This window comes from Pelagibacterium sp. (assembly GCF_048264985.1).
Taxonomy (GTDB): Bacteria; Pseudomonadota; Alphaproteobacteria; order Rhizobiales; family Devosiaceae; genus Pelagibacterium.
In genome coordinates this window covers 151,770-164,321 of sequence record NZ_JBLXCL010000005.1, presented here as the reverse complement: position 1 = coordinate 164,321, position 12,552 = coordinate 151,770, and the positions used below count along the sequence as shown (strand labels likewise).

The following is a 12,552-nucleotide window of genomic DNA, read 5'->3' as shown; positions in this document are numbered from 1 at the left end:
TGCCATCCATATTACCATGGCCCATGGACGAATGATCCATATCGCCCATCCCAGCGGAGGTTGTGCACTGTTCGGGCAATTGGAAGTCGGCCTCCTGCGCGAGAGCGGGGACGGAAAGCGCAGTGGCTGCAAGGGCAGCCATGAAGACTGTATTTGTAAAATTCATCGGAATTCTCCTGTCAAATCTGGTTTATATTCAATCAGATCAGCAGGATACGTGGAGGAGGAACGGCAACATCGGGCGCGCCGCCGAATACGCCCGCTTCAATGGTGTTGACTGTCGTGTCGCCTGAACCCGAAAACAAGGTGCCATGGGTTTCGGTCGCCAAGCCGGGATGGCAATGTGTCATCATGCAGCAATCGACGCCGCAGGGCTGACATGGGACTTGGTCGCTGGCCATCTCGCCAGAGTCGGGATCGCGATGAGCTTCACCGTGCGCCTCCTCGATCCCATTGCCATGCATTTGGGGATGATGCTCCAGGGCACCCACACCAACCGGAAGCCAGGCCAGAGAGACGGCCAGCGCAAGCAGTGCGGCGATCATCAACTGTGCCGTCCGGCTGCCAAACTTCAACAAACTAACTCCATGGCCTGCGGGAGGTTCGGAGCTCCCATCGTACTGAACAATTCCCCAAAGTATGGCGGTTTCGAGGACGAGGACTTATCGGTTGGGGTTGATCGATCGGACCGAACTGTCAGACAGCAGACCGAACCTGCCGGAAGAAAGGATCGACAATGAGCAAATACCTGCGCTTTGCTGCAATGATCGCCACGTCCACGGTGATCATGTTTGGGCTCATGTATCTCAACACATATGCATTCGAGCACGTCTACTGGAGCGAGACTCGGGCCTATATGGCGCTGATCATGGGCGCGACGATGGCCATCGTGATGATGGCCTTCATGCTGGGCATGTATGATCACAAAGGGGTTAATGCAGCGATCTTTGCTGTCGCCGCGCTCATATTTGCGGGATCTTTGTATATGGTGCGCTCGCAGACCAGTGTCGATCAGGTCGACTGGATGAAAGCGATGATCCCACATCATTCCATTGCCATTCTCACCAGCGAGAGGGCGGAATTGACCGACCCACGGGTGCGCGAGCTGGCTGACGAAATCATCGAAGCCCAGCGCCGGGAGATCGATGAGATGAAAACGCTCATTGCCGAACTCGAACAGTGAGAGCCCGGGCGTTGGCTAGGCCGCACGCCGCGGTGAATAGCCCACAGCGTCCAGTTTGCCGGCAATGGCGGCCTCTTCAGAGCTCGAGATGACACGCACCACCTTGGCACCAAGATCGATATCGACTTTGGCTTCAGGATCTACCGATTGGATCGCTTTGGTGACGCTCTTGGCGCAGCCGCCGCACGTCATGTTGTCGATGTGAAATTCCATGTGTCTCTCCTATGAATTGCTGTTTTGGACGATGGGGGTTCCAGCAGGAGGAAGGTCAAGGGAATTCGGCACTGGAGAAATAGTTTCCTGGCACTATTGACCTTCCATCGACTGGAAGGCGCAGAGAACGTATCTCAGAGCTTGCCAACAGGAGCGACCGATGACCGCCCATACAAACCTCGATGCCAGAACTGGACCGGCTACGGCCGCTGGGCCAACAAAGATCACGCTTCCTGTGGTCGGAATGACATGCGCATCCTGCGTTGGTCGCGTTGAAAGGGCTTTGGTGGGCGTGCAAGGCGTCTCTGGAGCCAGCGTCAATCTTGCGACCGAGCGCGCGGAGATTACACTTATTGAAGCTGTAGACCGTGATGCTCTGGTCAAGGCAATCGAGGATGCAGGCTATAAGGTTCCTGGCCAGAAACTGGAGCTCGCAGTCGAAGGGATGACCTGCGCTTCTTGTGTCGGTCGCGTGGAAAAGGCGTTGCTTTCGGTTCCCGGGGTGACCAGCGCTTCGGTGAACCTTGCGTCTGAGCGTGCTTCCGTCTCGGGAAGTGCATCTCTCACTGAGGCCGCACTGGTCGCAGCCATTGCTTCAGCCGGTTATCAGGCGCACGCAACAAGCGCCGGAGCGGATGGGGAGGCCCAAGCCGCCCGCAAGCAGCTCGAGCAGTCGGCTCTCGCCCGGCACGTGTCTATTGCAGCTTTGCTCACTTTGCCGGTTTTTGTTCTGGAGATGGGCTCGCACCTTATCCCTGCAATCCACGATTTGGTAATGAACAGCATAGGTATGCAAGAGAGCTGGTATCTCCAGTTTGCCCTTACCACACTGGTGCTGTTCTGGCCCGGACTGCGCTTTTACAGGACCGGGTTACCGGCACTTGCCAGGGCCGCGCCAGACATGAACTCGCTGGTGGCCGTGGGCACACTCGCCGCCTGGTCGTATTCGGTGGTGGCAACCTTCACGCCGCAGGTTTTGCCCGCTGGGACCGTGAACGTCTATTTCGAGGCGGCCGCCGTGATCGTGACTTTGATCCTGATTGGCCGCTATCTGGAGGCCCGTGCAAAGGGGCGAACATCGGATGCGATCAAGCACCTTGTTGGCCTCCAGCCCAGAACAGCACGTGTTCAACGCGACGGCAAAAGTGTGGAGATCTCTCTCTCCGAAATCGTCGCTGGCGATTTGGTGGACGTCCGGCCGGGCGAACGCGTTGCGGTAGACGGTGAAGTCGTAGAGGGGTCCTCCTTTGTTGACCAATCCATGATTACAGGTGAGCCGGTGCCTGTCGAAAAGACAGCGGGCGACACGATCGTCGGCGGCACGGTCAATCAGACTGGTGCGCTAACGTTCCGCGCGACCGCAGTAGGCGCCGACACCACGCTTGCCCAGATCATCCGCATGATCGAAGAAGCGCAAGGATCCAAGCTCCCAATTCAGGCGCTGGTCGATCGGGTGACGCTGTGGTTTGTCCCCGCCGTCTTGGCTTTGGCCGCATTGACCTTTGTTGTCTGGGCGATCCTTGGTCCTGATCCGGCGATCACCTTTGCCCTTGTCAATGCCGTAGCCGTGCTCATCATCGCCTGCCCATGTGCCATGGGGCTGGCAACACCCACATCCATCATGGTTGGAACCGGACGTGGCGCCGAGATGGGCGTTTTGTTCCGCAAGGGCGAGGCGCTCCAGTCATTGATGGGCGCCCGAATTGTGGCGTTCGACAAGACCGGAACGCTGACCGCGGGCCGACCCGTCCTGACAGACCTTGAAACCGTTGACGGGTTTAACAGCAACGATGTGTTGGCTCTCATCGCCGCAGTTGAAGCCAAATCCGAACATCCCATTGCGCGAGCCATTGTCCACGCAGCTCAAGAACAGCGTCTGGAGCTCCCACATGTTACCGATTTTGAGAGTCTTACCGGTTTCGGCATACGCGCCCTGGCAGACAGACGTCCCGTCGAGATCGGTGCTGACCGATTTATGGAAAGTCTCGGGCACAACGTCTCGCCGCTCGCTGCCACTGCAGCCCAGCTCGCCGAAGACGGTAAGTCCCCGCTCTATGCCGCCATCGACGGGCAGCTCGCAGCACTCATTGCTGTTGCCGATCCGATCAAACAAACCACACCAGATGCCATCAAAGCCCTTCATGATCTTGGTCTCAAGGTAGCGATGATCACCGGTGACAATCGCTGCACTGCCGAGGCGATCGCCCGGCGTCTGAACATCGACCACGTGGTGGCAGAGGTGCTGCCCGATGGCAAAGTCGCTGCGGTAAGGGAGCTGAAACTGGCGCACGGTCGGCTCGCCTTTGTCGGGGACGGCATCAATGACGCGCCCGCGCTGGCGGAAGCCGATGTCGGTATCGCTATTGGAACAGGCGCCGACATCGCCATCGAGGCCGCCGACGTGGTGCTGATGTCGGGGAGTCTCAGGGGCGTCCCCAATGCCATCGCGCTCTCGAAGGCAACGATCCGCAACATCCGTCAGAACCTGTTCTGGGCATTTGCGTATAACACCGCTCTCATTCCGGTCGCCGCCGGCGTTCTCTATCCCACATTTGGGCTGCTTTTGTCGCCGGTCTTGGCGGCAGGAGCGATGGCGATGTCGAGTGTATTCGTGCTTGGCAACGCGTTGCGGCTAAAACGCTTTCGTGCGCCGGCCATTGACGCCGAGCCCTTAATAGGAGAACCCGCGCGACCTTGAGGGAACCTATCCCTGTTAAAATCTCGGCGCTGGATCGGGTAGTGCGTGTACAGCGCCACATCTGACGGAACGAGATGGTTTTGCGCGCCGGATGGCGCACTTACTGGCATGCCTGGTAAACCCGCAAAAGTCTCAGGCTCTGTTGATTGGCTGGAAAACGAACGTAGGCAACGGAGCCTGCGAACGGCGGTAATGGGGTCGTTTACTGAACGGCGGTTTTCTTAGATTCCTGGCTAGAACCGGATAGTCCGGTTTCGGCCCCTTTCCGGCCATAAGCAACGCGCCCCATTCCGGCCTCTTAACCCGACTCGGTGCGGTTCCGAATGCTGATGGTCCCGTTTTTGCCACGGAGGATACCGCCTTCCTCGCGGGTTTACCCGGAAGCGTGCCATGGGTAAGATGTCGCTATATCCGCCCCTCTCCGGCGCAGAGCAGCGCGTTCGGCACTAGCCGACTATCTGGCGGCCGCTTCAGCCCGTTGGGATCCCATCAGAATGCAGGAGTCTAAGCCGCCATGTTTCGCATCAAATCTTCTCTTATCGCGCTCAGTTCTGCCGCGATTCTCAGTGCCAGCCCATCCCTCGGCGCAATGGCCAAGGACCGGCCAGGCGAAGGCGTAAGCATTAACATGGCACAGGCGACATGGGACACTGGTTGGTTCTACGCCGAGGTCTACCGGCAACTGCTTGATGAACTGGGCTATGACGTCCCGCAGATCACTACGCTCGACGCACCGCTCTTTTACCAGGCTGTCGCCCAAGGCGACATGGATCTCTGGGTTGATGGCTCCTTTCCCCTTCACGACTCCTATCGGCAGGCGTTCGAGCAAGATGCCGAGATCGTAGGCGCAGTTGTGGAGGCCGGCACCATAGAGGGCTACCTCGTTAACATCGCAGCAATCGAGCAGTTCGACATTAGAACCCTTGCGGATTTCAAGCGTGATGAAGTCAAAGCTGCATTCGACCGCAATGGCGATGGCCGTGCTGACCTTGTAGCTTGTCCTGCGGGTTGGGGCTGCGAACTGATGATCGAGCACCATCTCGATGCCTATGAGCTGCGTGAGCATATCAACCCGATCAAGGCGGGATATCCTGCATCCATGGCCGACGCTATCGCTGCTTATGAAGCAGGTGAAAATATCCTCTTTTATACTTGGACCCCGAACTGGACCTTGAGTGAGCTGGTTCCGGGCGAAGATGTGATGTGGATCGAAGTTCCCGAAGTAGATTTGCCTGACATGAGCCTTGCCCCCACGGCGACCTTGGAAGGTGTAGTTGGCTGCGTAAACGATCCATGCACCGTAGGATTCCCGGGCGGCGATATCGTGCCAGTAGCCAATTCAGCATTTCTGGAAGCCAACCCCGCAGTGCGCGCGCTGCTCGAAACTGCTTCGGTTCCGCTCGCCGATATTTCTGCGCAGAACGCCGCAATGAACAATGGCGATGACGACATTGCTACCCATGCCACGGAGTGGATCGAGGATAACCGCGATAGGGTCGATGGGTGGCTTAACGCTGCACGCGCCGCCGCGGAGTAATGCGGACGTCATCAATCAACGCCTTCAAGGCCGCAGCATAGGCGGCCCGGCAAGCATCTCAAAAAAGTGCGCCCAGCGCTGCCGAGCGAACGGCCTTGGTCATGAGATCCAAAGAGGCTGCAGGGAGGCCAGCAACGATCCAATTCAACTCGACATCGATCCGCGTTTGTGGATCGAGTTCGACCAAACGCCCGGCAGCAATGTGGGGTTCTGCCAACTGTACTGGTTGCATACCCCAAGCCAATCCGGCGATCGCCAAATCGATAAAGGCATGTGTCGAGGCGACCGCGTATGTTGGAGCATCAAGCTCAACGCTGAACGTTTGTCTTGCCCATCTCGCTTGAAGCCCGTCCCGTCGATCAAAACGCAGGCAGGGCGCTTTCGCCAGTTCAGCAGCGGTCATGCTGCTTGGAAAGAAACGAGCGACGAAATCGGGGCTCGCGCAGGCGGCATAGCGCAGCGAACCGAGTGGAAAGGTACGGCACCCCTGCACCGAGCGGGCGTCAGCTGTCACCGCAGCCATCACTTCACCGGAGCGTAGACGATCGGCCGTGTGCGACTCATCATCCAGAGTCAGCTCGAGCGGCACGCCGGACGTATGTCCAAAGAGCTTTGCCGCCTGCGGAAACCATGTAGCGAGGCTGTCTGCGTTGACTGCCACTTTAAGGGGGACTCTTGAGCGTTCATGGCCAGCATCGAACGCTAAATCGGGCGAGAGATCGGTTTCAAGCAGTCGCACACGGTCGAAGTGGGCGCAGAGCGTTCCCCCAAGTTCTGTGGACTGACAGGGTTGTCCGCGTATGATCAGGATTGCTCCCAGCCGTTCTTCGAGACCGCGAACCCGTTGCGAAACGGCCGAGGGCGTAATGCCGAGTGAGAGCGCTGCACGTTCAAACGTGCCTTCTCGGATGACTGCGGCCACGGCTGCGAGAGCGGGATAATCCAACATGGATGAAGCATTGCTTCATCTGACGTAGAAGAACAAGTTTTACTTCATCGCAGCCTTGCGGCATCAACAGTTGCATGATCAACGCTGTCACCCCATTCATTTCCGGCTTTGCCCTCTCCGCCGCCCTGATTATGGCGATCGGGGCACAAAATCTCTTCGTGTTGCGTCAAGGGCTGAAAGGAGAGCATGTTGGGGCAATCGTCTTGTTCTTCGGGCTATCCGATGCCTTGCTGATCACAGCCGGTGTCAGCGGGGTGGGCGCATTCCTGTCTGCTGTGCCAGACTTGAAAACGATCCTGACGGTTGGTGGTGCGCTCTTTCTGGCGTGGTATGGCGTCACTGCACTTCTCCGGATGAACAAGACAAACGCTCTATCAGCGACAGCTACTGCGAGACTACCGCTTGGCCATGTCATCTTAACGGGTGCGGCATTCACCTTTCTCAATCCCCACGTCTATCTTGATACGGTCCTCTTGATGGGAACGTCGGCCTCGGCCCAGCCAGAGGCAACACGGCCGGTGTTTGCGATCGGCGCTGCAACGGCGAGTTTTGTATGGTTTGCCACTCTTGGCTACGGCGCTCGACTGCTTCAGCCGGTCTTCGCCCGGCCATTGGCGTGGCGGTTTTTGGACGCCTTTGTCGGCATCGTCATGCTAAGCCTTTCAGCGTCGCTTCTGATGAACGCCTTCTATCAACCGGGCTGAACCGATCTTGACCGTTCACGACTTGCTGCTGGTTTATACCGCCTACGTCATCGCTGTTGCGAGTCCTGGCCCGAGCAACATGGCGATCATGAACGCAGCGATGCGCCACGGCCGCCGCTCCGGTCTCGCCCTGGCCGCCGGCGTCGTTACCATGTCGGTTATCTGGGGAACGATTGCTGCAACAGGTGTTTCGGCTCTTTTCACCTCCTACGCGCATGCCGTGACGATCCTGAAGGTGGCGGGCGCTCTCTACTTATTGTGGCTTGCCTGGAAAGCGGCCCGATCGGCCGTTACCCCGGACGAGGAGTTGGACCAAACGGCGACTGCCGCGCCGAACGCCTGGTTGTTCTACCGTCGCGGTGTGCTCATGCATATCGGCAACCCCAAGGCTGTGCTGGGTTGGATTGCCATAATGTTCCTTGAAGTCAGCTCAGATGCGACACTTACCACTGTGGCGGCCGCGCTGATCGGCTGCATCTTACTCGGCCTCCTCATCTTCTCGGGCTACGCGCTGCTGTTCTCAACGGCTCCGATGGTAAAGGCCTATGCCAAGGCAAGACGTTGGTTTGAGGGCGTGCTTGCGTTGTTCTTTGCGGGGGTCGGCATTCGACTGCTCATCTCAAGATAAATCGTTCAAGGAGCCGCAATGCTCAGCTCATCACCCTTTCACGGGCTTTCCGCTTTCCCGATCACGCCAGCAGATAAAGATGGCCGCGTTGACACCAATATCCTGGCGCAATTGCTGGAACGGCTCTGCGAAGCGAAAGTGGATTCCATCGGTCTGCTGGGCTCGACAGGCATTTACGCGTACCTGACTCGCAACGAACGTCGGCGCGCGACAGAAGCGGCCGTGGAGTGTGTGCGAGGTCGCGTACCGCTCATCGTTGGGGTGGGAGCCCTCCGCACAGACGAGGCGCAACATCTCGCACGGGACGCTGAGGCAGCCGGCGCTGACGCTCTGCTAATGGCTCCTGTCTCCTATACGCCGCTCACGCAGGATGAGGCATATAAGCACTACCGGGCCGTCACGGAGGCGTCCGATCTGCCGCTCTGCATCTACAACAATCCCGGCACCACCCATTTCAACTTTACCCTGGACCTCTTGGTCCGGCTTTCCTACCTGCCAACGATCAGGGCGGTCAAAATGCCTTTGCCGTCCGATGGAGTCTTTGCATCCGAAATCGCAACTCTGCGCGAACGAACCGGTCTTGCGATCGGCTACAGTGGCGATTGGGGAATGGCAGATGCGATGCTGGCGGGCGCCGACGCCTTTTACAGTGTTCTTGGCGGCACAATACCTGGTCCCGTCTTGGCGATGGTAAGAGCCGCGCAAGCCGGCAACGCCGATGAAGTCCGGACGATTGACGCAATGCTCGCGCCTTTGTGGGACACCTTCAAAGCCTTCGGCAGTCTACGGGTCATGTACTTGCTGGTCGAATTGATCGGAATTGGAATACTCGCTCCACCTCGGCCGATCCTTCCGCTTGAGGCAAAGTCCCGGGAAAAAGTGGTGGCGGCGATAGAACCCTTACTGGCGTCTGGCTGACGCCCGCACTCCAATTCGGCGCGTTCGGCCCATGGCGACTTTTCGCACGACTATAACGGCAAGTCGGAGATCGGGTGGAGATAGGAACACCGGGCCATCGCGCCACACAGCTCCTGTGGAGAGAATCGGATTTCGCTCAAGCTGGGCGCGCGCCCGATTACACCTGGCGTCGGCGGGGGACATGCGGCGTAACTGAGGCGAGCGCGATCTTCCTTTTTTACTTGTCCACGCCGCCACATCCCCAGAACCATAGCCCGATCAGAAAGTATCGGCATGCGTTCGGTAGTGCCAAGGACTTTGTGGCAATCGCTTCAATATCCGAAGCCAGTCCTTGGTCTTCCCATCCCTCATCTCCCGCCAGTGCTTGTTTCCTGGCGGGGAGGCAGAGCCAGATAACCCTGGCCGATGAGCCAGTCGCGTAAAATGTATCGCATGGCATCCTGCCGGGTATCCCCGCAGTCCGGCCGCTCCTCAAGAAACTGCTCGAATGCTTCGGCAACCTCGGTAGGTATTCTGACGGTGATCTTGTCGTGCATCTTGTCCCCGAAGTGTCGCTCTAGTGAAGACCATGTCTTCGATCTTGTCCAGCCACGAGCCGACTTCCATGGCGCTGCTCAAGGTGAAAATGCCATCGAGCATAGAGCGGCGGTGCATGATGGAGATCGGCAATGGAGCCTGTCCATATCAATGGTTACGGCGGAAGCCGACATCGGAGTTCCGGATTGGAGGGAGAAGATGGAGGAGGGCATCATACCCGTCAATATCGGAGAGATCAGAACACGCGCTCACCAGATCGGGGGCGAAGAAGGCCATGCGGCGCCAATGAAACCTGCGCATCAAGCAGGGGGCCAACGCGACAAAGCACTCGAGCGCATTTGGCGCTTGGCTTATCCGATTGACCCGAAACCTTGGCTAAAATCCCGTTACCGCTATTTCTGAGCTAGATGGTATACGCAGGGTAGACTGAGATCGCTTCGTGCATCGCTTTAATAACATAATCTCCATAGGCATCGGCAATACTCTCGGTCGCGTGACCATCGATCGCGTTCATCATGGAGTCGGCGATGCGCAAGGATCGCCCGATCGTGCGAAAGCGATGACGCCATCCATGGTTAGGCTGCACGCCATCGGGCACACCCAGTGCGCGCACCCAGGCGGCCAGCCGCTCCCCAACCTTGTCGGCTTGGCGATGCGCCGCATTGGCCTTGCGCACTAGCGAAGGTTCGAAGAAGAGGGGCAGGTTTTGTCGCCTGCCCACATAAGCGAGAAAGCCTTGCTCGATCACATGGGGATGCAAGGGAACAACCCTGGCCGCGTCGGTCTTTACGGTTCCGGATTCGGGTGTAATGCGCATGCACCAGAGCGGCTCTCCGTCAGGAGTACGTTCTTGAATAATGTCCGCGTGCCGCAGTTGCGTCAGTTCATTAACGCGCGCGCCGGAGTAGGCCGCAAGCCAGGGCACCCATCTTCTGGCCGCAGCCCCAGTGATCGAGATTTTCGGTCCCTGATCGGCCAAGGTCGCCTTTAAAATTGTCTCGGCCTCAGACAGGGTGAACCCACGCTCACGCAGCCGGATGCGCTTGCGGACTTTGATGCGCACGCCGAGGAAGGGATTGTGCTTGATCGGCAAGGAGCGATTCGAAACAGCCCAATTTAGAATTGTTCGTGGACCGGCGAGGTCCGCAGCAGCGATGGTGCTTGGTGAGATGCCGGCGGCCTGGCGGTAGTCGCGCCAGCGCTCAGCGTCCTCTTCCGTGATGCGCAGGATGTCGTCGTGTCCGAGGAACGCCATGAGCTTGGCCATGACACCCGACCATCGCTTGAGCGTCTTGGGCTTGGGACCGGTGCGCTGAGCCCAGAGCTCCACGAGATAGGCCGCTGACAAGCTCGCCTCAGCGACAGAAACTGGCTCTTCTGGTCTTGGGACAGAAACAGGAGCCAGCTCCGTGCCGACCGCGGGCTCTTCTCCGAGGAGCAGCGGAAGGTACTTCTTCCTCAAGCAAGCGGCTGTCGTAGGTTTATCGATAAGGAGGCGCCATCGCGCATCAACCCGCGCGGAAACAGTAAGATAGCGGAGGCGCGCAATGCGACCTTCGCGCGTTTTCAGGCTGATGCGTTCCTCCCGTTTGCCGATCACAGTCTGGAGATCGGGGGGCACGCACCGGCGATAATAATAGATGCCATCGCGCCGGAAGGGGCGATTGAGGGAAAGGACCATTTTGTACCACCCTTATGTACCAATTGGGTGGTGGAGCGGCCTTGATTTCCGGGATGTTCAGCGTTTCCGAAGGTTCCGGACGTAAGTGGCGGAGAGAGAGGGATTCGAACCCTCGAGACGGTTCCCCGCCTACACACTTTCCAGGCGTGCGCCTTCGACCACTCGGCCATCTCTCCGCGTGGCAGCCCGATTAGCTGGGTTTGCGGTCTCTGCCAAGGGGCGCGGGGCAAAAAAGCGTGAAAACTTTGTTTTGAGGGGACATTTGCCGCGTTCGGGGCGTTCAGGCTGGTGCGGTTAAGCAAATATCGAGAATCCGATTGCGTTTGCTTGGGCCCGCCATGCTATTGTTGTTCAAGCATTTCGACGCGATCGAGCTGCGTCAATAGCACCATGCCAGAACAGGCAGGGACGAGTATCATGCGTGTTGTATCGAGAATTCTGGCGGCAGCTTTCCTGGCGCTATCGGTGGTTCTTCTGGTTGCCGACGGCACGGCCATGCTGGCAGCAAATGCGTTCGTCGCGACCCCCCTGGCGTCAACGATTGCCAGTCTGTTTCCCGGCACGCTCGAATCGGTTGAACTGGCCGTTCAAGATAATTTGCACCCCTTGCTGTGGGAGCCGACGCTCACCACATTGCTGGCATGGCCCGGCTGGGCCGTGATCGGCGTCATCGGCCTGCTGTTTGCCCTCTTGGGGCGCTCGCAGTCGCGGCGGCGCTTGGTCAGCATCGATCAGTTCTAGCAGATTTCGCGCTGGGCCTGGTCCGAGCCCTTAATCCCGATCGGAGCCCATGCGCATGATCTTTTCGTTGTTTTCCAAACCCTCAACGCTTCCTGCTCCAGGTGCCGCGATCGCCGGGCGTCAAACCGAGCTGGACGTTGCTGCAGATCATTTCGTAAGCGGTCATCCGCTCAAGGGTCCATATCCCTCGGGCAGCGAAGTGATTTATTTCGGCCTCGGGTGCTTTTGGGGTGCCGAGCGCTTGTTCTGGGAATTGCCGGGGGTCTACGTCACGGCCGTCGGCTACCAGGGTGGTGAAACGAGAAACCCGACTTATGACGAAGTGTGTTCGGGCGGCACCGGGCATACAGAGGCCGTCATGGTTGTCTATGAACCTGAAAAAATTGCGCTTGAAACACTGCTGAAAACCTTCTGGGAGGAACATGATCCCACCCAGGGCATGCGGCAGGGCAATGATGTGGGGACCCAATACCGTTCGGCGATCTACACGACATCCCAGGCGCAGGCCGAGTCCGTTGCGGCCAGTCGCGATCGCTATGGTGCCGAACTCAAATCGGCGGGCAGGGGTGAAATCACCACCGAGATTGCGCCGGCCGGCCCGTTCTACTTTGCCGAAACCTATCACCAGCAGTATCTGGCCAAGAATCCAGATGGCTATTGTGGCCTGAAGGGGACTGGCGTTTCCTGCCCGATGCCGGCCCCCTGATCGGGTTGCCAAGACTGCGGGCCCCGCCGTATGGTCGGGTCTTGTTGCTTCTTGGGG

The 12,552-nt window shown here is 58.5% G+C and carries 13 protein-coding genes, 1 tRNA gene and 1 pseudogene; 8 read left to right on the top strand and 7 right to left on the bottom strand.

Annotation, left to right across the window (positions count from 1 at the left end; translation table 11 throughout):
- Positions 1-200 precede the first annotated feature (200 nt).
- Positions 201-575: a hypothetical protein gene (locus ACN0TA_RS14490; protein ID WP_417584163.1), complete on the bottom strand. Its 375-nt coding sequence runs from the start codon at positions 573-575 to the stop codon at positions 201-203.
- A 161-nt stretch (positions 576-736) separates the two neighbouring features.
- Between ACN0TA_RS14490 and ACN0TA_RS14485 the strand changes: the two genes are divergently transcribed.
- Positions 737-1,183 (top strand): DUF305 domain-containing protein, encoded by a 447-nt coding sequence (locus ACN0TA_RS14485; RefSeq protein ID WP_417584161.1) that lies wholly within the window; start codon positions 737-739, stop codon positions 1,181-1,183.
- A 15-nt stretch (positions 1,184-1,198) separates the two neighbouring features.
- Here the strand turns inward: ACN0TA_RS14485 and ACN0TA_RS14480 are convergent, their stop codons facing one another.
- Positions 1,199-1,396, bottom strand: a complete 198-nt coding sequence (locus tag ACN0TA_RS14480) for a heavy-metal-associated domain-containing protein (RefSeq protein ID WP_417584159.1) — start codon at positions 1,394-1,396, stop codon at positions 1,199-1,201.
- Positions 1,397-1,556: 160 nt separating this feature from the next.
- Between ACN0TA_RS14480 and ACN0TA_RS14475 the strand changes: the two genes are divergently transcribed.
- Together ACN0TA_RS14475 and proX are read left to right on the top strand one after the other, a co-directional pair.
- Entirely contained in the window at positions 1,557-4,094 is a 2,538-nt protein-coding gene (locus ACN0TA_RS14475; RefSeq protein ID WP_417584157.1) for a heavy metal translocating P-type ATPase, read from the top strand.
- 514 nt (positions 4,095-4,608) lie between these two features.
- The gene (gene proX / locus ACN0TA_RS14470; RefSeq protein WP_417584155.1) at positions 4,609-5,631 is read left to right on the top strand and encodes a glycine betaine/L-proline ABC transporter substrate-binding protein ProX; all 1,023 of its coding nucleotides are present in this window, start codon (positions 4,609-4,611) and stop codon (positions 5,629-5,631) included.
- A gap of 58 nt (positions 5,632-5,689) precedes the next feature.
- Here the strand turns inward: proX and ACN0TA_RS14465 are convergent, their stop codons facing one another.
- Entirely contained in the window at positions 5,690-6,580 is an 891-nt protein-coding gene (locus ACN0TA_RS14465) for a LysR family transcriptional regulator ArgP (RefSeq protein ID WP_417584153.1), read from the bottom strand.
- Positions 6,581-6,654: 74 nt separating this feature from the next.
- Here ACN0TA_RS14465 and ACN0TA_RS14460 point away from each other — a divergent pair, with 74 nt between their 5' ends.
- From ACN0TA_RS14460 to ACN0TA_RS14450, 3 genes are read left to right on the top strand one after another with little or no spacing between them, the layout of a single operon-like run.
- Positions 6,655-7,284 carry a LysE/ArgO family amino acid transporter gene (locus ACN0TA_RS14460; RefSeq protein WP_417584151.1) on the top strand — a complete coding sequence of 210 codons (630 nt, stop codon included), beginning with the start codon at positions 6,655-6,657 and terminating at the stop codon, positions 7,282-7,284.
- Between the two features lie 7 nt (positions 7,285-7,291).
- Complete coding sequence (locus ACN0TA_RS14455) at positions 7,292-7,912, top strand: LysE family translocator (RefSeq protein WP_417584149.1); 621 nt, start codon at positions 7,292-7,294, stop codon at positions 7,910-7,912.
- Positions 7,913-7,930: 18 nt separating this feature from the next.
- The gene (locus tag ACN0TA_RS14450; protein WP_417584147.1) at positions 7,931-8,830 is read left to right on the top strand and encodes a dihydrodipicolinate synthase family protein; all 900 of its coding nucleotides are present in this window, start codon (positions 7,931-7,933) and stop codon (positions 8,828-8,830) included.
- A 347-nt stretch (positions 8,831-9,177) separates the two neighbouring features.
- On the opposite strand, the gene ACN0TA_RS14445 is transcribed toward ACN0TA_RS14450, so the two are convergent.
- The 4 genes and pseudogenes from ACN0TA_RS14445 to ACN0TA_RS14430 form a co-directional block, all read right to left on the bottom strand.
- The gene (locus ACN0TA_RS14445; RefSeq protein ID WP_417584145.1) at positions 9,178-9,366 is read right to left on the bottom strand and encodes a hypothetical protein; all 189 of its coding nucleotides are present in this window, start codon (positions 9,364-9,366) and stop codon (positions 9,178-9,180) included.
- Between the two features lie 404 nt (positions 9,367-9,770).
- Positions 9,771-10,634 carry a hypothetical protein gene (locus tag ACN0TA_RS14440; protein WP_417584171.1) on the bottom strand — a complete coding sequence of 288 codons (864 nt, stop codon included), beginning with the start codon at positions 10,632-10,634 and terminating at the stop codon, positions 9,771-9,773.
- 237 nt (positions 10,635-10,871) lie between these two features.
- Positions 10,872-11,048 (bottom strand): annotated as a pseudogene (locus ACN0TA_RS14435) (DUF6538 domain-containing protein); the annotation flags it as partial.
- An 86-nt stretch (positions 11,049-11,134) separates the two neighbouring features.
- Positions 11,135-11,224, bottom strand: a tRNA-Ser gene (locus ACN0TA_RS14430).
- Positions 11,225-11,465: 241 nt separating this feature from the next.
- Here ACN0TA_RS14430 and ACN0TA_RS14425 point away from each other — a divergent pair.
- Together ACN0TA_RS14425 and msrA are read left to right on the top strand one after the other, a co-directional pair.
- A complete protein-coding gene (locus tag ACN0TA_RS14425; RefSeq protein ID WP_417584143.1) occupies positions 11,466-11,789 on the top strand; it encodes a hypothetical protein in 324 nt (107 codons plus the stop codon).
- A gap of 55 nt (positions 11,790-11,844) precedes the next feature.
- Entirely contained in the window at positions 11,845-12,495 is a 651-nt protein-coding gene (gene msrA / locus ACN0TA_RS14420; protein WP_417584141.1) for a peptide-methionine (S)-S-oxide reductase MsrA, read from the top strand.
- Positions 12,496-12,552 lie beyond the last annotated feature (57 nt).

Bases quoted from the DNA above. Each gene is read 5' to 3' on its own strand.
- ACN0TA_RS14485 (WP_417584161.1), top strand. From the start codon at position 737: ATGAGCAAATACCTGCGCTTTGCTGCAATGATCGCCACGTCCACGGTG.
- ACN0TA_RS14480 (WP_417584159.1), bottom strand. From the start codon at position 1,396: ATGGAATTTCACATCGACAACATGACGTGCGGCGGCTGCGCCAAGAGC.
- ACN0TA_RS14475 (WP_417584157.1), top strand. From the start codon at position 1,557: ATGACCGCCCATACAAACCTCGATGCCAGAACTGGACCGGCTACGGCC.
- proX (WP_417584155.1), top strand. From the start codon at position 4,609: ATGTTTCGCATCAAATCTTCTCTTATCGCGCTCAGTTCTGCCGCGATT.
- ACN0TA_RS14465 (WP_417584153.1), bottom strand. From the start codon at position 6,580: ATGTTGGATTATCCCGCTCTCGCAGCCGTGGCCGCAGTCATCCGAGAA.
- ACN0TA_RS14460 (WP_417584151.1), top strand. From the start codon at position 6,655: ATGATCAACGCTGTCACCCCATTCATTTCCGGCTTTGCCCTCTCCGCC.
- ACN0TA_RS14450 (WP_417584147.1), top strand. From the start codon at position 7,931: ATGCTCAGCTCATCACCCTTTCACGGGCTTTCCGCTTTCCCGATCACG.
- ACN0TA_RS14445 (WP_417584145.1), bottom strand. From the start codon at position 9,366: ATGCACGACAAGATCACCGTCAGAATACCTACCGAGGTTGCCGAAGCA.
- ACN0TA_RS14440 (WP_417584171.1), bottom strand. From the start codon at position 10,634: ATGGCCAAGCTCATGGCGTTCCTCGGACACGACGACATCCTGCGCATC.
- ACN0TA_RS14425 (WP_417584143.1), top strand. From the start codon at position 11,466: ATGCGTGTTGTATCGAGAATTCTGGCGGCAGCTTTCCTGGCGCTATCG.
- msrA (WP_417584141.1), top strand. From the start codon at position 11,845: ATGATCTTTTCGTTGTTTTCCAAACCCTCAACGCTTCCTGCTCCAGGT.